21 protein-coding genes and 2 pseudogenes are annotated in these 17,229 nt (G+C 71.4%); 8 read left to right on the top strand and 15 right to left on the bottom strand.

All coding sequences use genetic code 11. The features are described from left to right. Window positions 1–349: 349 nt before the first annotated feature. The 5 genes and pseudogenes from minE to AC30N0_RS08540 form a co-directional block, all read right to left on the bottom strand. Window positions 350–610, bottom strand: coding sequence for a cell division topological specificity factor MinE (minE, locus tag AC30N0_RS08520; protein ID WP_489517496.1), 261 nt, complete (start codon window positions 608–610; stop codon window positions 350–352). A 3-nt stretch (window positions 611–613) separates the two neighbouring features. Then, window positions 614–1,429: a septum site-determining protein MinD gene (gene minD / locus AC30N0_RS08525; RefSeq protein ID WP_489517497.1), complete on the bottom strand. Its 816-nt coding sequence runs from the start codon at window positions 1,427–1,429 to the stop codon at window positions 614–616. A 27-nt stretch (window positions 1,430–1,456) separates the two neighbouring features. Next, on the bottom strand, window positions 1,457–2,221 hold the full coding sequence (minC, locus tag AC30N0_RS08530; RefSeq protein ID WP_489517498.1) for a septum site-determining protein MinC: 765 nt from the start codon (window positions 2,219–2,221) through the stop codon (window positions 1,457–1,459). Between the two features lie 100 nt (window positions 2,222–2,321). Then, a complete protein-coding gene (locus AC30N0_RS08535; protein ID WP_489517499.1) occupies window positions 2,322–2,495 on the bottom strand; it encodes a DUF2798 domain-containing protein in 174 nt (57 codons plus the stop codon). Beyond that, window positions 2,495–2,982, bottom strand: a pseudogene (locus tag AC30N0_RS08540) (DUF2938 domain-containing protein). The gene AC30N0_RS08535 and the pseudogene AC30N0_RS08540 overlap by 1 nt, the downstream one beginning before the upstream one ends. Window positions 2,983–2,985: 3 nt before the next feature. Between AC30N0_RS08540 and AC30N0_RS08545 the strand changes: the two are divergent. Together AC30N0_RS08545 and AC30N0_RS08550 are read left to right on the top strand one after the other, a co-directional pair. Then, window positions 2,986–3,395, top strand: a pseudogene (locus tag AC30N0_RS08545) (MerR family transcriptional regulator); the annotation flags it as partial. Between the two features lie 114 nt (window positions 3,396–3,509). After that, window positions 3,510–4,001: a cupin domain-containing protein gene (locus AC30N0_RS08550; protein WP_489517516.1), complete on the top strand. Its 492-nt coding sequence runs from the start codon at window positions 3,510–3,512 to the stop codon at window positions 3,999–4,001. Between the two features lie 61 nt (window positions 4,002–4,062). Here the strand turns inward: AC30N0_RS08550 and AC30N0_RS08555 are convergent, their stop codons facing one another. The 4 genes from AC30N0_RS08555 to AC30N0_RS08570 all read right to left on the bottom strand — a co-directional run bounded on the left by AC30N0_RS08555 (window position 4,063) and on the right by AC30N0_RS08570 (window position 7,226). Next, the gene (locus AC30N0_RS08555; protein ID WP_489517500.1) at window positions 4,063–4,839 is read right to left on the bottom strand and encodes a PEP-CTERM sorting domain-containing protein; all 777 of its coding nucleotides are present in this window, start codon (window positions 4,837–4,839) and stop codon (window positions 4,063–4,065) included. A gap of 110 nt (window positions 4,840–4,949) precedes the next feature. Beyond that, window positions 4,950–5,438, bottom strand: a complete 489-nt coding sequence (locus AC30N0_RS08560) for a DUF456 domain-containing protein (protein ID WP_489517501.1) — start codon at window positions 5,436–5,438, stop codon at window positions 4,950–4,952. Window positions 5,439–5,719: 281 nt separating this feature from the next. Further along, a complete protein-coding gene (locus tag AC30N0_RS08565) occupies window positions 5,720–6,505 on the bottom strand; it encodes an alpha/beta fold hydrolase (RefSeq protein WP_489517502.1) in 786 nt (261 codons plus the stop codon). A gap of 7 nt (window positions 6,506–6,512) precedes the next feature. Further along, window positions 6,513–7,226 carry an SDR family NAD(P)-dependent oxidoreductase gene (locus AC30N0_RS08570; RefSeq protein ID WP_489517503.1) on the bottom strand — a complete coding sequence of 238 codons (714 nt, stop codon included), beginning with the start codon at window positions 7,224–7,226 and terminating at the stop codon, window positions 6,513–6,515. An 82-nt stretch (window positions 7,227–7,308) separates the two neighbouring features. Here AC30N0_RS08570 and AC30N0_RS08575 point away from each other — a divergent pair, with 82 nt between their 5' ends. After that, entirely contained in the window at window positions 7,309–8,010 is a 702-nt protein-coding gene (locus tag AC30N0_RS08575) for a GntR family transcriptional regulator (RefSeq protein WP_489517504.1), read from the top strand. Here the strand turns inward: AC30N0_RS08575 and AC30N0_RS08580 are convergent. From AC30N0_RS08580 to AC30N0_RS08600, 5 genes are read right to left on the bottom strand one after another with little or no spacing between them, the layout of a single operon-like run. Further along, complete coding sequence (locus AC30N0_RS08580) at window positions 7,922–8,260, bottom strand: hypothetical protein (RefSeq protein ID WP_489517505.1); 339 nt, start codon at window positions 8,258–8,260, stop codon at window positions 7,922–7,924. The genes AC30N0_RS08575 and AC30N0_RS08580 overlap by 89 nt on opposite strands. Further along, window positions 8,257–9,072: a DODA-type extradiol aromatic ring-opening family dioxygenase gene (locus AC30N0_RS08585; protein ID WP_489517506.1), complete on the bottom strand. Its 816-nt coding sequence runs from the start codon at window positions 9,070–9,072 to the stop codon at window positions 8,257–8,259. Before AC30N0_RS08585 ends, AC30N0_RS08580 begins: the two co-directional genes overlap by 4 nt. A gap of 14 nt (window positions 9,073–9,086) precedes the next feature. Then, window positions 9,087–9,590, bottom strand: a complete 504-nt coding sequence (locus tag AC30N0_RS08590) for an aromatic-ring-hydroxylating dioxygenase subunit beta (protein WP_489517507.1) — start codon at window positions 9,588–9,590, stop codon at window positions 9,087–9,089. Beyond that, a complete protein-coding gene (locus AC30N0_RS08595; RefSeq protein WP_489517508.1) occupies window positions 9,580–10,938 on the bottom strand; it encodes an aromatic ring-hydroxylating dioxygenase subunit alpha in 1,359 nt (452 codons plus the stop codon). Before AC30N0_RS08595 ends, AC30N0_RS08590 begins: the two co-directional genes overlap by 11 nt. A 44-nt stretch (window positions 10,939–10,982) precedes the next feature. Then, window positions 10,983–11,753 carry an SDR family NAD(P)-dependent oxidoreductase gene (locus AC30N0_RS08600; RefSeq protein WP_489517509.1) on the bottom strand — a complete coding sequence of 257 codons (771 nt, stop codon included), beginning with the start codon at window positions 11,751–11,753 and terminating at the stop codon, window positions 10,983–10,985. Window positions 11,754–11,843: 90 nt separating this feature from the next. Here AC30N0_RS08600 and AC30N0_RS08605 point away from each other — a divergent pair, with 90 nt between their 5' ends. The 3 genes from AC30N0_RS08605 to AC30N0_RS08615 are packed head-to-tail and all read left to right on the top strand — an operon-like array spanning window position 11,844 to window position 14,292. Next, window positions 11,844–12,971, top strand: coding sequence for an ABC transporter substrate-binding protein (locus tag AC30N0_RS08605; protein WP_489517510.1), 1,128 nt, complete (start codon window positions 11,844–11,846; stop codon window positions 12,969–12,971). A 14-nt stretch (window positions 12,972–12,985) separates the two neighbouring features. After that, the gene (locus AC30N0_RS08610) at window positions 12,986–13,426 is read left to right on the top strand and encodes a cupin domain-containing protein (protein ID WP_489517511.1); all 441 of its coding nucleotides are present in this window, start codon (window positions 12,986–12,988) and stop codon (window positions 13,424–13,426) included. Window positions 13,427–13,476: 50 nt separating this feature from the next. Beyond that, window positions 13,477–14,292 (top strand): aspartate dehydrogenase, encoded by an 816-nt coding sequence (locus tag AC30N0_RS08615; RefSeq protein ID WP_489517512.1) that lies wholly within the window; start codon window positions 13,477–13,479, stop codon window positions 14,290–14,292. Window positions 14,293–14,340: 48 nt separating this feature from the next. On the opposite strand, the gene AC30N0_RS08620 is transcribed toward AC30N0_RS08615, so the two are convergent. Continuing rightward, window positions 14,341–15,963, bottom strand: a complete 1,623-nt coding sequence (locus AC30N0_RS08620) for an MFS transporter (RefSeq protein ID WP_489517513.1) — start codon at window positions 15,961–15,963, stop codon at window positions 14,341–14,343. Window positions 15,964–16,042: 79 nt separating this feature from the next. On the opposite strand from AC30N0_RS08620, the gene AC30N0_RS08625 reads away from it, so the two are divergent. Both AC30N0_RS08625 and AC30N0_RS08630 read left to right on the top strand, forming a co-directional pair. Continuing rightward, window positions 16,043–16,591: a sigma factor gene (locus tag AC30N0_RS08625; protein WP_489517514.1), complete on the top strand. Its 549-nt coding sequence runs from the start codon at window positions 16,043–16,045 to the stop codon at window positions 16,589–16,591. After that, the coding region (locus tag AC30N0_RS08630; protein ID WP_489517515.1) for a serine/threonine protein kinase at window positions 16,578–17,229 on the top strand (652 nt) is incomplete at its 3' end. The genes AC30N0_RS08625 and AC30N0_RS08630, both read left to right, overlap by 14 nt.

The raw sequence follows: 17,229 nt of genomic DNA on the forward strand, positions 1-17,229 counted from the left end.
GCCTCGGCGTCGTCGCCGCGCGGCACGCGGCCCACCGCGAGCACCGGCAGCCCGCCTTGATCGACCGCGAGCAGCACGGCGCGTGCGCCCAGGAGCCGGGCGACGTCGGCGACGAGGACACGATGGACGGTCGCGGCGCTGCGCTGCTCGGCCACGCGCAGCCCCGCGCTCAGCCACGCAGCCGGTCCCCGGCGCGCGCCGGGCGTTTCGGTGGCGCGCCCGCCTCGACTCATCTGCCGCTCCCGGTTGGAGGAAGGACGGTCGATGCGGTGCCGGCTGTCGAGATCGGTGGCCGCAGGACCGGCCGCAGTCTACAGGCGGTATCTGCGGCTTCTGCCGTCGCCGGCGATCAGCGCACGGCGTCCGGCAACTCGATCTTCACTTCGAGGATGTCGAGGTTGTCCTGCGTCTGCAGGTGCACGCGGATGTCGTCCGGGCTGATCATGACGTACTTGGAGATCACCGCGACCAGCTCGCGCTGCAGGGCCGGCAGGTAGTCGGCGCGCGAGCCGCCGCCGCCGCGCTCGTGCGAGAGGATGAGCTGCAGCCGCTCCTTGGCGACGCTGGCCGTCTTCTTCTTCTCGCCGAGGAAGTAGGAGAGCAGGGACATCGCTCAACTCCCGCCGAACAGGCGCTTGAAGAAGCCGGGCTTGTCGGCCTCGACGAAGCGCATCGGCCGCTCCTCGCCGAGAAAGCGGGCGACGACGTCCTTGTAGGCGTCGGCGACGTCGCTGTCCTTCATGTGCACCGCCGGCAGGCCCTGGTTCGACGCGTCGAGCACCTTGTCGGACTCGGGGATCACGCCGATCAGCGGCGTGCGCAGGATCTCCTGGATGTCGTCGAGCGAGAGCATCTGCCCGCCGGCTACGCGACCCGGGTTGTAGCGGGTGATGAGCAGGTGCTCCTTCACCGGCTCGGCGCCGTCGATGGCGCGCTTCGTCTTCGAGCCGAGCATGCCGAGGATGCGGTCGGAGTCGCGCACCGACGAGACCTCGGGGTTGGTGACGATCAGCGCCTCGTCGGCGAAGTGCATCGCCATCAGCGCCCCGGTCTCGATGCCGGCCGGCGAATCGCAGACGATGTACTCGAAGCCCATGCCCTTCAGGTCCTCGAGCACGCGTTCGACGCCTTCCTGGGTCAGCGCGTCCTTGTCGCGCGTCTGCGAGGCGGCCAGCACGAACAGGTTGTCGCACTGCTTGTCCTTGATCAGGGCCTGGTTGAGGTTGGCTTCCTTCTGGATCACGTTGATGAGGTCGTACACCACGCGCCGCTCGCAGCCCATGATGAGGTCGAGGTTGCGCAAGCCGACGTCGAAGTCGATCACGGCGGTCTTGTGGCCGGCGAGCGCCAGGCCGGAGGAAAAGCTGGCGCTGGTGGTGGTCTTGCCCACTCCGCCCTTGCCGGAGGTCACCACGACTGTCTTCGTCATCGGATGCAGGTCCCTTGTGTGTGTCGGCTATCGGTAATGGAGCGGCTCGACGACGAGCGTGTCGCCGTCGAGCCGCACCTGGGCCGCCTGGCCGTGCACGTCGGCAGGCAGGGCGGTGTCGGTGGTGCGGTAGGTGCCGGCGATGGCGATCAGCTGCGGCTCCATGCAGGTGCTGAAGATGCGTGCCGCGGCGTTGCCGCGCGCCCCGGCGATGGCCCGGCCGCGCAGCGGCGCGTAGACGTGGATGTGGCCGTCCGCCAGGATCTCGGCGCCGAAGTTCACCGCCGCGAGCACGACGAGGTCGCCATGGCGGGCATAGACCTGCTGGCCCGAGCGGAGCGGCCGGTCGATCACGAGCGCCGGCGCCGTCGCGGGCACAACGGGCTGCAGCGGAGGCGCGGCCGGCGTGTCGGCACGCCTCGGGCCCCCACGCGGCTTGTCGTCGGCGCGATGCGTTTCGGCCAGGGTGCTCGTCTCGACGAGCCCCGCGGCGCGGGCCGCCTCCATCTGTCCCGCGCTGCCGCCCTCGACGCCGATCGGCAGCATGCGATGGCGTCGCAGCAAGGCCGCGAGCGCGTCGAAGTCGACGGGGGTCGGATCGCCGGCGATGGCTGCCAGGTCGATGGCGACGGGGTCGTGATCGAACAGCGGCGTCTGGCCGAAACGCTCGTCCAGGGCGTGCGACAGGTGCTCGAGATCGGTGGTCCGCAGGACCAGCGCAACCAATGCCAGCGAGGCGTTCCTGAATTCGAAGGGAGAAGGCGCGTGGCTGCTGCGAGAAACCGAAGACATCGACAGGGGCGAGCCCGAAAAAGGCGGGAGTGTAACGGCGTCGGGACTCGTTCCGGAAAGCCTGGGGCCATGCAGGGCCGCGCCTGCTTTTCGATGCCCGCTAGCGCTCGGCGGTGAGCTGGTCGACGGCCCTGCGCGCCACCGGCGCGACCAGGAGCACGACCGGAAAGGCGAAGAGCCAGGCCGTCAGCCAGGCGCTGGTCCAGAGGTAGGCGAAGCCGGGCACCATCCCCACGGCGCGAAAGGTCGAGATGCCGGAGACGAGAAGGGACATCACCAGCGCGCGACGGCGACGGCGGAGGCACAGAGGCCGAGGCCGAAGACGGCGTGGTTAGCGAGGCTGCGCAGGCGGCTCTGCCATGGCGCCGGCGTCCGTGATGCCAGGAAACCCGCGCCCATGGCCGGCTGCATCACGCAGAGCGGCGCCAGCACCGTCACGACGCCCACGGCGAGCGCGGGCAGCAGGCTCGGGTCCGATGTCCAGGACGCACCGGCCACCGCCACGAGCAATGCGGCGAAGGCGATCCCGATCGCGTAGTGGATGAGCCAGCCCCACGCCAGCTCGCCCGCGATGGGCCGGGCGCGGGCGATGTCCGCGTGCGCGAACCTGCCGTGCAGGAGATGGCCGGCCCAGCGGCCGACGAGCGCGAAGCTCACCGTGCGAACGCCCATGCGCCCGAGCATGCCAGCCATGCGTCCATCACCGCAGTGGCGCCGATGTCGATGAGCGCGACGCGAGCGAGGTCCTGGAGCGAGTTCATGGGATGCCTTTCGATGCCCGCCGTGCCGGCGTCCCCGCCTCGACGCTGGGCTTCTACGAGAAGAAGGGGCTCATCGCCTCGCTCGGGCCGCAAGGCACGCGCCGCCGCTTCGCCCCCGGCGTGCTGAACCAGCTGGCGCTGATTGCGCTCGCGCAGGCGGGTGGGCTGTCGCTGGACGAGATACACGCCATGCGGTCGCCCAGTGGCGGCCCGAAGATCGACCGGCCGCTCCTCGCCGCCAAGGCGGACGAGATCGACGTCACGATCCGGCATCTGCAGGCCATGAGCCGCGGCCTGCGCCACGCCGCGGCCTGCGCCACGCCGCCGCCTGCCCGGCGCGCAGCCACGCGGCCTGCCCGACCTTCCAGCGGCTGCTCAAGGCGGCGGCCTCGGGAGCGCTCGACGGCCGGCGGCTGCAGCGCGAGCGGGGTCGCGCGGCTCAGGCGGCAGGGGCGATCCGCCCGGAGCGGCGCCGATCGCGGCGCCGATCGACTCTTAAGATCGCTTCGAGCCGAACAGGGAGTCCCATGCCCGCCGTCGCCCCGATCACCGACGCCAACCCGACCGTCGCCGAAATGGAGGCGCGCGTCGCCCGCTTCCGCACTCTGCAGCCGACCGGCGACTACCTCGACTCCGTCATCCCGGGGTGCGAGCGAACCACGTACCGCGTCCTCGGCGAACCACCGGCCGCGCCTCTGCCGGCCGAGGGCTTTCACCTCAACATCGTCTGCTGCCAGCCGGGCAAGGCCGCGCCGCTGCACAGCCACCTCACGCAGGAGGTCTTCGTCGCCCTGACCGGGCGGTGGGAGGTGTTCTGGGGTCCGCAGGGCGAACGCCACGTCGTCCTGGAGCCCTGGGACACGATCGCGGTTCCGCCCGGGCTTTCTCGCGGGTTCAGGAACATCGGCGCGGGACCGGCCTACCTCATGGGCATGGCGAGCGGGCGCGATCCAGGCGGCATCAACTGGCCTGCCGAGGTGCGCGCTGCCGCACTGGCGGTCGGCGTCACCTTGCCTTAGGAGCGCAACGGCGTCACGTCGCTCGGCATCGCCGGGCAGCGCGAGCCATAGTGGCCGAGATTCAGCGGGCCTTGCGACGCTTGCGCACCAGGCCCAAAGCCGCGAGTCCCATGGCCAGGAGCGCATAGGTCTCGGGTTCCGGCACCGCGGTGACCGGTACTTCGATGGCCGTGCCCTGCACGCCGACCGTGAAGCCGTTCCAGAATTCGTTGGTGGAGCTGCGCCACGTCACCGTGTCGAAGGCGCCCCGGAACTGCAGCGTTCCGTGCGGTTCGGTGCCGCCGACGTTGTTGCTGTTGAGCTGGTACTCGAAGTTCCCGCCGCCAAGGTCGACGACCACCTTGCTCGCCCCGCCGCAGCCCCAGAAGCCGCATGCATGCCCGGCCTGGCCGCCGATGCTGAGGATGTCGAAGTCCTGGTCGAACGCGTAGCCGTTGCCGTTGAGGCTGACGAAGGCGAACACGGGATTGGCGATCGCCTCGGAGAACTGCAGCGTCTGCGTCCCTGCACGTGACAGGGCGATGATGTCGGTGCCGGTGGGCCGGTTGTCGACCAGGGCGCTGGTGTACGGAGACGTTCCTGCACCGACGCCGATGTAGTAGTCGGTGCCACCGGAAGGCTGGTAGAAGCCGATCCCGTTCGCGTTCGTGTAGGTCACGCCGACCGTGGACGTCGGTGTCGTGATGGTGCCCTGCGCGCGGAAGCCGGTGCCCGGATCGAGGTCGGTCCCTGTCCAGTCCGTCCAGAAGAACGGAGCCGCGTTGGCGCCGACGCAGCCCAGCACCATCGATGCTGCGGCGAGCGTGCGTACGGTCTTCGAAGTGGCAGGCGTCTGCATGGTGTCTCCTGGATGTGGACTCGCCCTCCGCGAGGGCTCTTCACCGACGAGCGTAGCGCCCCGGCGCATCGATTTGCACCCCCGTGTTCGAGGGACGCAGGGAGGCCCGCTCAGAACAGCAGCGCGACGACGAAGATTCCGATCATCACGAAAGCGATGACGACCTTCGCGACCAGCGCGACGACGAGGCCGATGCCGGTGGCGAGGCCGACGCGGGCAGCGGCGCGGTGGTCGCGGCGCGCCAGGTATTCGCCGGCGGCAGCGCCGACGAATGGGAGCACCAGCACGCCGACGAAGCCGAGGAACAGGCCGGCGACCGTGCCGACCGCAGCGCCGACCAGCGCCTGCTTGCTGGCCCCGGCCTTCCTGGCCCCGAGCATGCCGGCCACGTAGTCGAGCACCCACGACAGCAGGGCCAGCGCGCCGAGGACGCCGAGGGTCCAGCCGCCGACGCGCTGGAAGTCGTCGATCCAGGCGCCGAGCACGGTGCCGGCGAGCACCAGCCCCGCGCCGGGCAGCACCGGCAGCACGGCGCCGGCGAGGCCCCCGGCCATCAGGGCGATGCTGAGGATCCAGAGGGCGACGTCGGCGGCAGGCATGCGGCGGAGGATACGGGCGGCGTCGCCGCCGCCCCCGATGGCGACGCTATGCCCCCAGGGCGCCGGAGACGATGGCGCCGAACATGGACATCACGGCAAAGCCATAGGCGGCGATCACGATGGCGGCGCAGGCGGTGCTGATGAAGGTGGTCATGGTCGTCTCCTTGGGTCCGGCTGTCGCGAACTGTTCGCGCTGGCCTGTCGCCAGTCTCGCGCCGGGGCCGCGGGCCGACGAGGCAGCAAGTCGCTGCCGGTGAGTGACTTCGGTCACTCGTCCGGAATCAATCGGGCGTCCGCGGCTTCGACCCGGGGCCGTCGGGGAGGCCGGCGAGAAATTCGCGCACGGCCTGGGCGAAGCGATCCGGCTGCTCGAGGTGCGGCGCGTGTCCCGCGCCGTCGATGGCGACGAGCGTGGCCTGCGGCAGCCCGTCGAGCAGGGCCTTCGACACGTCCATGCCGGTCACGCGGTCGTCCTCGCCGCAGAGGATCAACACCGGCGCGTGGATGTCGGCCAGCCAAGGGCGGGCGTCCGTTGCCGCGATGGCGTGCGCGACCGCCAGGTAGCCCGCCGGCCGGGCACGCCGCATGTGCCGGGCGATCTCCGCGATGACCGCGGGCGAGGCCTGCCGGCCGGCGATCTCGGCGGCGCGCTCGATGCTGCGCGTCGCCAGCTCGCCGGCCAGGCCCTCGCGGTGCCGCAGCCATCGTTCGCGTTCAGGAGCCGGCAGGGTGGCGCGGCCGAGCGTGGCATCCGAGAGCACGAGCGACCGCACCAGTTCCGGGTGGGCGCGGGCCAGGGCGAGCGCCGTCAAGGCGCCGAACGACACGCCGGCGACGTGCGCGGGCCGGCCCTCCAGGACGTTCGCCACCTCGCCCACGATGCCGTCCAGCCCCGCGGCCTGCGCGTCCGGCGAGTCCCCGTAGCCAGGCAGGTCGGGTGCGATGCAGGCGAAGGTGGGCCCGAGCCGGTCGATCTGCTGCGACCACGCTGTCGCGCTGGAGCCGATGCCGTGCAGGAGCAGGAGCGTCGGCCCGCGGCCGGCGGAGAGGACGTGCAGGCGGCTCATGGCGTCGTCAGATCCCGGTCAGCTCGCCGCCGTCGACGAGGAAGCCTGCGCCCGTGACGAAGCCGGTCGCCTCCGCACAGAGCGAGGTGACGAAGCGCCCGAAGTCGTCGGGGCGGCCCATCGCCCGGTCCTTCACCCCCAGCTCCCGGGCCCGGCCGGTGTCGTGCGGGCCGGCGAAGACGGCGTTGATCGTCACCTTGCGCTGGTGGAGCGCCGGCGCGGCACTCTTGGCCCAGGCCCAGAGGGCGCTGCGTGCCGCGGCCGACAGGCAGAGGAAGGGCTTCGGTGCCTTCACGCTCGTCGACGACACGATCACGATGCGGCCCCAGCCGCGCTCGGCCATCGGCACCCTGGCGGCGTTGATCAGCCGCACGGCGGGATAGAAGGTGGACTCGAAGGCCGATGCGAAGTCCGCTTCGCTCGCCTCCAGCGGCAGGATCGGGCGCGGCCCGGGTGTGTTGACGACCGCGACATCGAGGCGGCCGAACGCCGCCAGCGCGGCGTCGACCGCCCGCTGCGGCATGGCCGGGTCGAGCAGGTCGCCGGCAAGGACCTTGCAGCGGCCCGGATGGACCGTCTCAAGCTCGTGCAGCGCCGCGCTGGCACGCGCCACGGCGACCACGTTGGCACCTTCGGCGAGCAACGCCTCCGCCGTGGCGCGACCGAGCCCGCGCGAAGCGCCGGTGACGATCGCCACCCTTCCGTTCAGGCCGAGGTCCACGTGCCCGCCATCGTCCGTCGAACCCGGATCGTAGAATGTTGCATACCACCCACCGGCGGGCCTGCTCCTGCGGGCTCACGCATTGGCGACCTCACCGATCCCCAGCCTGGTTCGTTCCGAGAGCCTCGCCCAGCAGGGCTACGACACCATCCGGCGGGCCATCCGCGACGGCAAGATCCCGCGCCGCCAGCTGTTTTCCGAGAGCTCGCTGGCCGAATCGCTCGGCGTCTCGCGCACCCCGGTTCGCGAGGCGCTTCTCAACCTGTTCCGGGACGGCGTCGTCGAGATCGTGCCGAAGCGCGGCTACCGTCTCGCCGAGCTCGACGAGGCCGCGATCAGCGAGATCCGCCTGCTTCGCGTCGCCCTCGAGCAGCTCGTCGTCGGCCGCCTGTGCGCGACCTGCACGCCGGCGCAGATCCGCGAGCTGCGCACCATCCTCAAGGGCGCCGCCTCGAAAGGCCGGGGTCGCAGCCAGGCCGACATGTACAGCATCGACGAGGCCTTCCACATCCGCATGGCCGAGATGGCCGGGCTGCTGCAGATCCGCCGCGAGCTGCTCAGCGTGCGCGGCAAGATGTACCTCATCGCCAGCGGCACCGAGGTCGCCTCGACGCGCAACGACGCCGTCATGCGCGAGCACGAGGCGCTGGTCGACGCGCTCGAGCGGCACGACTGCAAGGCGGCGAGGCGGGCGATCACGGACCATGTCGGGCGCTCGATCGATGCGTTTGCGACGGCGCGGGGCCGGCAGGCGGGGCAGCCGCGGCTGGATCGCCTCTCGTGAGCTCGGCGTCGGCAATGCAGCGGTAGTAGCGCTCGTTGGCCCAGCCGCAGGAGCGCGCGAAGTACATCAGGGCCATCGGGTGCGCCCCGGCCAGCCACAGCGTGCCGATGTCGCGGGCGCGAACCGCGGCGCGCAGGCGATCGTCGAGCGGGGAAGCGGCGAGCACGGCCTCGGGGTCGCTCGCGAACTCCCCCTGGCGGTGGCCGCGGGTGACGTCGATCAGGAATTGCGTCAGCGCCGCGCCGTTCATGCCTGCTCCCAGAGCAGCTGGTGAACGCCGGCATCCCAGCCCGGTGCGAAGGGCAGGCAGTTGACGACCGTGGGCCGTCGCGGATGCACAGCGCCGGCCACCGCCACCCAGTTGCGGATCTCGTGCGTTCCGTTGCCCGAGGCGTCGAGCACCGGGTCGGGGTAGCTGCAGGCCTGCTCGAGGTCGGCGTCGGCGAGCGCCTTCATGAATCCGGCATCGAAGGCCGGATCGTTGCGCTCCATCCCGGGCGCCCCGACGGTGTGCGAGAGGCCGCCGGTGGCGAGCAGGCCAACCCGCCGGTCAAGCGTCGACCGGCCGAGCGCGGCCGCCACGGCGGCGCCGAGCTCACGGCAGCGCTGCAGCGTCGGCAGCGGCGGGAAGATGCTGTTGATGATGATCGGCACGATGGCGACGTCGGCGCCGATGCCGAGCTGCGCCAGCGGCAGCGTGGTGCCGTGGTCGAGGCGAAGCTCGCTGGAGTGGGCCGGATCGAACCCCTCCACGTAGAGCGCCCGGACCAGGGCCTCGGCCAGGGCAGGGTCGCCGCGCCGCGTCACCGGCGCGAGGTTGAATTGCGGCTCTGGAAAGGCGGCGTGGCTGTCGCCGATGCCGACGACGAAGGGCGGCGCCAGGCGCGGCTGCAGGTTGACGATGTGCTCGCTGGTGAAGACGACGATCGTCTCGATGCCGGCCGCGACGAACGCCTGGTTCAGCCGGGTGAAGCCGGCCAGGGTCGCCGACCGGTCCTCCGCAGAGGCGCGGTCCGGCCACATCGTCATGTAGGGGAAGTGGACGGTGGCTGCGGCGAGCACCTTGGCCTCCGGATTCAGAAGAAGACGCTGAGGCCCTGCTCGCCGAGCGCCTGCCGGTCGAGCACGACGCGCCGCCGAAGCAGCCGCAGCTCGCCGTCGGCGCCGACGAGCCGGTCGGTGCGCTCGCCGCTGAACTGCTGCTCCATGTTCCAGCGGTACTGCAGGAGCAGCAGGTTGCTGCGGGCCACGACCGTGCCTTCCTCCTCGCGGTGCGCGTCGACGATCTGCACGAAGTAGCGCAGCCGCGAAGGCGGCCGCTCCACCCAGGACAGCTTGCTCTCGAGCTTGGCCACGCGCGCCTTCAGCAGCGCGAGGTCCTCGTCGTAATAGCCCAGCTCGTCCTCGCGCGTGACGAGCCCCTCCATCGTCGAGGTCGTGACGGGCACCCGGTACGAGACCGCGCTGTCCATCGTCTCCAGCCACTCGCGGTAGCGCCGGTCCTGCAGCAGCAGGACTTCGCGCCGGTAGAAGCTCTCGAGCGCGCTCCAGAGGGCGTCGTGCGACGCGTCAGGGGCCATCGCGGTCCGCCATCACGGTGGCGTAATGCCGGTAGAAGGCGCGCTGGTTTGCCTCGGTCATCAGCATGTCGCTGCAGCTACCGGGGAAGGGCGGCCCGTACCGGTCGGTCGTGGGCGCTTCGCGCCCGAGGCCCATCCGGTAGTTGAAGCTGCCCTGCCGTCCGATGTGGCCGCGCATCGCGTCCTGAACGCTCTGCCAGATGTCGCCGTCGTCCTGCTCGAAGATGCCACCCGGGCCGAAGGCGAGCGAGTACTGCTTCCGGACGGCGGTCTTTAGTTCGGCCGGCAGGGCCTTGTCGACGATGCACCACGAGTGCACCTCGATCCGGTCGACGCCGCGGGGATGCCAGACCCGGAAGGCGCGAAAACGGGCGCTGTCGAGGAACGACATGTTCGGGAACAGGGTGCCGACGCCGATCGGGACGAAGGCGTTGGCCGCCTCGCCGTGCTTCGCGACCAGCTCCGAGCGCATCTGCTTCATGAAGCCGTCGTACTCGGTCTGCACGGCGGTCCCTTGCTGCGCGCCGCCGCGCTCGCTGCCGATGGAGTGGCCGTTGCCGGTCTGGATGCAGTAGCCCTCGTTCGTGAGCTGGCTGCGGAAGCCCATCTCGACGCCGGCACCGTGCGTCGAAGGCACGTGATAGTGGTCCCCGGCGAAGTTCTCGGCCGGGATCTTCCAGTTGACCTGGATCGTCCACTTGTGCACGCCGCCGATGGCCTCGGTGCCGCCGTCCATGCGCGACAGCATGAGCTCCAGGTAGAAGCCCATGTCGCCGAGGTAGTCGCGCAAGCTCGCTGCCTGCGGATCCCAGGTCGCGAAGATCATGCCGTGGAAGGTGTCCACCTGCGGCACCTCGCGCAGGCCGTACTGGCTGCGGTCGAAGGCGTCGCCGTAGGCCGCGCTCATGCGCGGCACGCCCATGAGCTTGCCCTCGTTGCTGAAGGTCCAGGCGTGGTAGGGGCAGCTGAAGCTCGCCGCCGTGCCGGAATCGACGCGGCAGATCTTCGCGCCGCGGTGGGTGCAGCTGTTCAGGAAGGCACGCAGGCGGCCGGTCTTGTCGCGAACGACGATCACCGGGTCCTCGCCCATGGTCGTCGTGAAGAAGGAAGCCTTCTGGGGCAGGGCGCTCTCGTGGCCCAGGTACAGCCAGCACTTCGCGAAGATGCGCTCCTGCTCGAGCCGGTAGATGGCCTCCTCGACGAACAGCCTGCGGCTGACGGCCGAGCCGTCGGCGGACATCAGCTCGGCGGCCGCGAAGGAGCCGATCCGCGCGTCCACGCTCACCAGGGGCGGCAGCGGCGTCCTGGCCGGCCTGCCGGCGGTCGCGACCTTGTCGGTGTCACTCATCGGTGCGTTCATCGAAGCAGGTGCATGGGTGGAGGCAGGGCCGGTCAGGCGCGCGGGCCGCGGACGGCGGCGCCGCCATCCAGGGCAAGAACGCTTCCCGTCGCGGTTCGCAAGCCGGCGTCGGACGCGAGGAACACGTAGGCACCCGCGTAGTCGTCGGCGCTGGCGATCGCCTGCAGCGGCACCTGCGCCGGCGTGGGGCTGCCGGTGCTGGCTCCCTGGCCGAGGCTCTCGAGGCCGCGCAGGCCGGTGGGCACGTAGCCCGGCGCCACGGCGTTGACGCGGACGGCCGGCGCGAGTTCCAGGGCCAGCTGCTTCGTCAGGCCGTTGACCGCATGCTTGGCCGCCACGTAGAGCGGGCCGCCGAAGCCGGCATGGGTGCCCGAGATCGAGCTCGTGAAGATGATGCAGCCGCGCGAGTCCGTCAGCGCGTCGACGGCGGCGCGGGCGCCCAGCAGGTAGCCCTTGACGTTGACGGCGAAGAGCTCCTCGAAGGCCGCGTCCAGCTCGGCCGCGGAGAAGGCGCGCAGGGGGCGCCGGTTGTCGTAGATACCGGCATTGCCCACGAACGCGTCGAGGCGGCCGAACCGGCTCAGCGCCAGATCCACCGCGGCCTGGTTGTCGGCGGGGGATCGCACGTCGCCGACGATGCCGGCATAAACGCCGTCACCCGGCTGGCTCGCCAGATGCGACCCGACGCGGTCGAGGCCGATCACGTTGGCCCCCTCGGCCAGGAAGCGGCGGGCGACGGCCAGACCGATCCCGCTCGCGGCCCCGGTCACCAGCGCAGTCTTTCCCTCGAGCTGACGCGTCATGGAGTTTCCGGGCGATGCCTCGTAGTATTCTAGCGTAGTATGCTACCAGTCCGCGTGCCGCCGTCGCGCCGCCACACCCAAGGAGTTCGGATGAAGAAGAAGCTGTCGATCCTGCTGCTGGCCCTGGCGTCGAGCACGGCCGGAGCGGAGGTGGTGGTGGGCGTGTCGGTGAGCACCACCGGGCCGGGTGCCTCGCTCGGCGTGCACGTGCAGAAGGCGATCGCCCTCTTCCCGAAGACGGTGGGCGGCGAGCCGGTCCGCTACGTCGTCCTCGACGACACCAGCGATCCCACGGTCGGCGCCAGGAACGCGCGCCGGTTCGCGACCGAAGACAAGGTCGACGTGATCATCGGCTCGAGCACGGTGCCGGTGGCGCTGGCCCAGGGCGGGGTGGCGAGCGAGGCGCGCATCCCGTTCATCGCCCTGTGCCCGATTCCCATCGACCCGGCGAAGCAGGCCTACCTGTTCGCCGTGCCGCAGCCGATTCCGCTGATGGTGAGCGCGGTCGTCGAGCACATGCAGGCAGCGAAGGTGAAGACGGTCGGCTTCATCGGCTTCTCGGATTCCTGGGGCGACCTGAACTACAACCACATGAAAGGCGCCGGCACGGCCGCCGGCGTGGAGGTCATGACCAACGAGCGCTACGCGCGCGGCGACACCTCGGTCACCGGGCAGATGCTCAAGGTGCTGGCGACCAACCCGGACGCTATCTTCGTCGGCGCCTCCGGCACGCCGGCGGCGCTGCCGCAGCTCGCCGCGCTGGAGCGCGGCTACCGCAAGCAGATCTACCACACGCACGGCGTCGTCAACCCCGACTTCATCCGCCTCGGCGGCAAGAGCGTCGAGGGCGTGATCGCGCCGACCGGGCCGGTGGTCGTCGCCGAGCAGCTTCCGGCCAGCGACCCGCTGAAGGCGACCGGCATGGAGTACCTGAAGCAGTACGAAGGCGCCTACGGCCCGGGCAGCCGCAACGCCTTCGCCGCCTACGCCTGGGACGCCGGCCTGATCCTGCAGGCCGCGCTTCCGCTGGCGCTCAAGGCGACCAAGCCGGGCACGCCCGCCTTCCGCGACGCGCTGCGCGATGCGATCGAGGCCGGCAAGGACGTGAAGGGCACGCACGCCGTCTACAACATGAGCGCCACCGACCACTACGGCGTCGACAAGCGTGCCCGCGTGCTCGTGCGCGTCGAGAACGGCGACTGGAAGCTGGTTCGCTGAACCCGAGACGAACCATGAACGGATTCAAGGTCACCCGCCTTGCCGAGACCGAACTCGTGTCCTACGGGCCGCAGAGCGACCTGCGCGTGCTCATCGGCGACGAGTCGCGAAGCACCCCGATCCGGGCCGCGCTGCAGACCTGCCAGCCCGGCTACGACGTGCCGTACCACAGCCACCCCTACATCGAGTACCTGATGGTCCTCGACGGCGGCGCCACCTTCAACATCGAGATCGACGGCGTGCAGAAGGTGACGCTGCAGAAGGGCGACACGGTCGAGCTGCACCCGGGCGTCTGGCACGCCTTCACGACCTCGCCGACGGAAGTCACGCGCCTGCTCGGAATCCATCTGTCGCCGGAGCGGATCGTCCATTACAAGCCGGGCGTCAAGACCGACGCGCGCGGCTTTCGCGTCAGCGAGGCGGCCGAAGCGTCCGAGTCCGCTTCCGGCGGCTGACCGGGCCGGTGTCGGCCGAGGCTGCACGCCGCAGGGCCGCCGGGACGCACTTGTTCCAGCTCGCGGTGGTCGGCTTCGGGGCGATGGGCCAGGAACTGGCGCGGGTGCTGCAGTCCGGGACCGACGCGCAGATGCAGCCGGCGCAGATCGTCGCCACGGCGCGTTCGCTCGAGCGCGTCAGGCAGGTCGCGGCGCAGCTCACGCCCTCGGCCCGCGTGCTGACGGAGGTCGACCTGTCGCCGCCGCATCGGCCGGATCTGCTCGTGGAATGCGCCGGCCACGCCGCTCTCCTGACGCACGTCGTCCCCGCCTTGCGCGCGGGCATCCCCTGCGTCGTGGCGTCGACCGGCGCCATGCACGAGGCCGACACCCTGGTGCGCCTCGAGGAGGCGGCGCGTGCCGGAGGCACCAGGGTCCAGCTCGTCGCCGGTGCCGTCGGCGCCATCGATGCGCTCGACGCGGCACGCGTCGGCGGCCTCGACAGGGTGCGCTACGTCGGCCGGAAGCCGCCGCGCAGCTGGGAAGGCACCCCGGCCGACGGCGTGTGCGTGCTGTCCGGGCTCACCGCGCCATGCGTCGTCTTCGAGGGCAGTGCCCGGCAAGCGGCGAGGTCGTTCCCGAAGAACGCCAACGTCGCTGCCACCATCGCCCTGGCCGGGCTGGGCCTCGACCGCACCGAGGTGCGGCTGATCGCCGATCCCGGCGTCGAGCGCAACGTCCACTGGCTGGAAGCCACGGGTGCGTTCGGGCGCCTCGAGATGCACCTCGAGAACCTGCCGTTGCCGGGCAACGCACGGACCTCGGCCCTGACGGTCTACAGCCTGGCGCGCGCGGTGCGCAACGCATCGGCTTTCGTGGTCTTCTGAGCGGGCCGCGCCCCTCCGCCGCAGGCACGCGCGCGCTTGGCAGAGTCGCTAGCGCCGGACGACGTAGCGGCTGATCCGCGGCGGCTCGTCGGGCTGGTGGAAGGCCAGGCGCCGCTCGCGCAGGGCGAGGTCGGCAGCAGTGGCGCGGTGAAAGCGCCGCAGATGCTCGGTCCAGGATTCGTCGACGATCTCCTCGACGAAGCGCTCCGGCGCCCCGATGTCGTGCAGCAGCTCCCAGCCGATCGCGCCCTGGCTCAGGCGCGCCCGCCGCGTCTCCTGCAGCACCCGCACGAAGGCATCGGCGCGGGCCGGATCGATGAGGTACTCGATGGTCGTGACGACGCGCCCGCCTTCCTGCGGCACGACCGTCGGCTGGGCCGCCCAGCCGGCCCGCGCCGGGCTCATGTCGGCCTCCTCGTCGGCGCTGTCGGTGACGAAGCGGACGACCAGCAGCATCAGCAGCGTCCCGGCGGCCGCCGAGGACAGCAGCGCGGTCTGGATCGTGCCGACCGTGGCCACCTGGCCCCACAGCGCCGCGCCGAGCGCGCTGGCGCCCATGATCGCCATCTGGTAGCTCGCCATGCCGCGGGCCCGGACCCAGTTCGGCAGCGACATCTGCGCCGACACCGCGAGCGAGTTGGCGACGGTGATCCAGGCCATGCCGGCGGCCACCATCGCCGGCACGGCGACCCAGGCGCTCGGGGCGACCGCCATCACCGCGGTGGCGAGCGACTGCACGACGGCACCGCCGATCACGAGCTGGTCGCGTCCGTAGGCCTGGCGCAGGCGCGGCAGGCCGAGCACGGCGACGATGGCGCCGGCACCCATGCAGGCGAGCAGGAGGGTGAAGGTCCCGGCATCGCCGCCGGCCAGGCCGCGCGCCACCAGCGGCAGCAGCGCCAGCAGGGCCGTGGAGTTGAAGAAGAAGAGCGAGACCCGCGACAGCACCGCCCGCATGCGCGGCGACTGGCGCACGAACTGGACGCCGACGCGCATGGCGCTGATGAGGCGCTCGCGCCCGAGCGGATTCTTCGGGTGCTCGTGGCGCCAGCGCAGGATCACGAAGGCCGAGAGCAGCGACAGCACGGCGTTCAACGCGAACACCCAGACGCTGCCGGCGCTGGCGATGAGGGCGCCGGCGACGAGCGGCCCGACGATGCGCGACAGGTTCATCGCCATGCCGTTGAGCGCGAGCGCCGAGGCGAGCTGCTCCCGCGGCACCAGCTCCGGCACGATGGCCGCGAACACGGGCCAGCGCAGGGCCAGGCCGATGCCGTTGGCGAAGACGAGCACCAGCAGCAGCGGCGCGGTCATCAGCCCGGCGGCGGTGACGGCGCAGAGGGCGGCGGCGGTGAGGGCCAGCCAGAACTGGGTCGCCACCAGCCAGCGCCGCCGGTCGAGGATGTCGGCCAGGGCTCCGCTGGGCAGCCCGAGCAGGAACACCGGCAGGGTCGAGGCCGACTGCACGAGCGCGACCCAGATCGGCTTGGTCGTCAGGCCGGTCATCGTCCACGCCGCGGCCACGTCGTTCATCCACATGCACAGGTTGGCGGTGAGCCAGGTGCTCCAGAGCAGGCGGAACACCGGCACGCTCAAGGGCTGCAGCGCGCTCGCGGAGCGGAGCGACGGCGCCCGCGGCGCCGGCACGGCCTCGGGTTCGATGGACGGCATGGGAGCCGGAATTGTCGGCCCCGGCGGCACACCGTGGCGGGCCGGGGCCGTCGTCGCGTCTGGTTTGGCCTCGGAATCCATGGACGACCCCGTCGCCACGCTCTACCGCCAGGAAAGCCGGCGCGTGTTCTCGACCCTGGTGCGGCTGCTCGGGAGCTTCGACCTGGCCGAGGACGCCCTGCACGACGCCTTCGTGGCCGCCTCCGAGCGGTGGCCGGCGCAGGGCGTGCCGGCGCGGCCGGTGCCCGGGCTCGTCTCGGCGGGGCGCTTTCGGGCCATCGATCGCCTGCGCCGCGAGGGGCGTTTCGTCGCCTTCGACGACGCGGCCGAGCCCGTCCAGGGGCCGGCCGACCCGGCGCCGGCTGGGCCGTTCGCCGAGACGCGGGAGATGCTCGCCGGTGGCTTAAGGGTTCGGGGCCGGTGTTGCCGCCCCCGTGCTCGAAGGGGTTTCGGCGAGCCGGCACCGGGGCGGCGTGCCGATAATGAATCGCACGCCCGCTCTCGTGCCGGGCAACCCGAGCCGGCGCACCCACCTCGTACAGGCTATGTCCCACACGGATGCTCCCTGGCCGACCACGACTCCGGAGGCCCGTCTTGCGTCGGTGCCGGACAAGGTGTCGGTCCGTGACTCGCTGAGCCCGGGGACGCGGCTCGGCGAGTTCGAGATCGTCCGCGTGCTCGGCACCGGCGGCTTCGGCATCGTCTACCTGGCGCGCGACCACGTGCTGCAGCGCGAGGTCGCGATCAAGGAATACATGCCTTCGGTGCTGGCGCGGCGCGGCGAGGGCGCCATGGTGTCCATGCGGTCGAGCAGATGCGCCGACACCTTCGCCAGGGGCCTCGAGTCGTTCCTCAGCGAAGCCCGCCTGCTCGCCAGCTTCGACCACCCGTCGCTGGTCAAGGTGCACCGCTTCTGGCGCAGCAACGGCACTGCGTACATGGCGATGCAGTACTACCCGGGACTGACGCTGAAGGAGGCCCGGTCGGCCATGGTCGCGGCGCCGGGCGAGGCCTGGCTGGAAGCCTTCGTGCAGCCGATCCTCGGCGCCCTCGAGCTCCTGCACGGCGAGGGCGTGTACCACCGCGACATCGCGCCCGACAACATCATGATGCTGCCGGACGGGCAGCCGGTCCTGCTCGACTTCGGCTGTGCCCGGCGCGTCGTCGCCCACGCGGCGCAGTCGTTCACGGCGCATCTCAAGCCCCAGTTCGCGCCGGTCGAGCAGTACGCCGACGAGGCCGGCCTGCGCCAGGGGCCCTGGACCG

Origin of the sequence: Rhizobacter sp. (genome assembly GCF_031412495.1) — a bacterium.
In the GTDB taxonomy this organism is placed as follows: Bacteria; Pseudomonadota; Gammaproteobacteria; order Burkholderiales; family Burkholderiaceae_C; genus Schlegelella_A.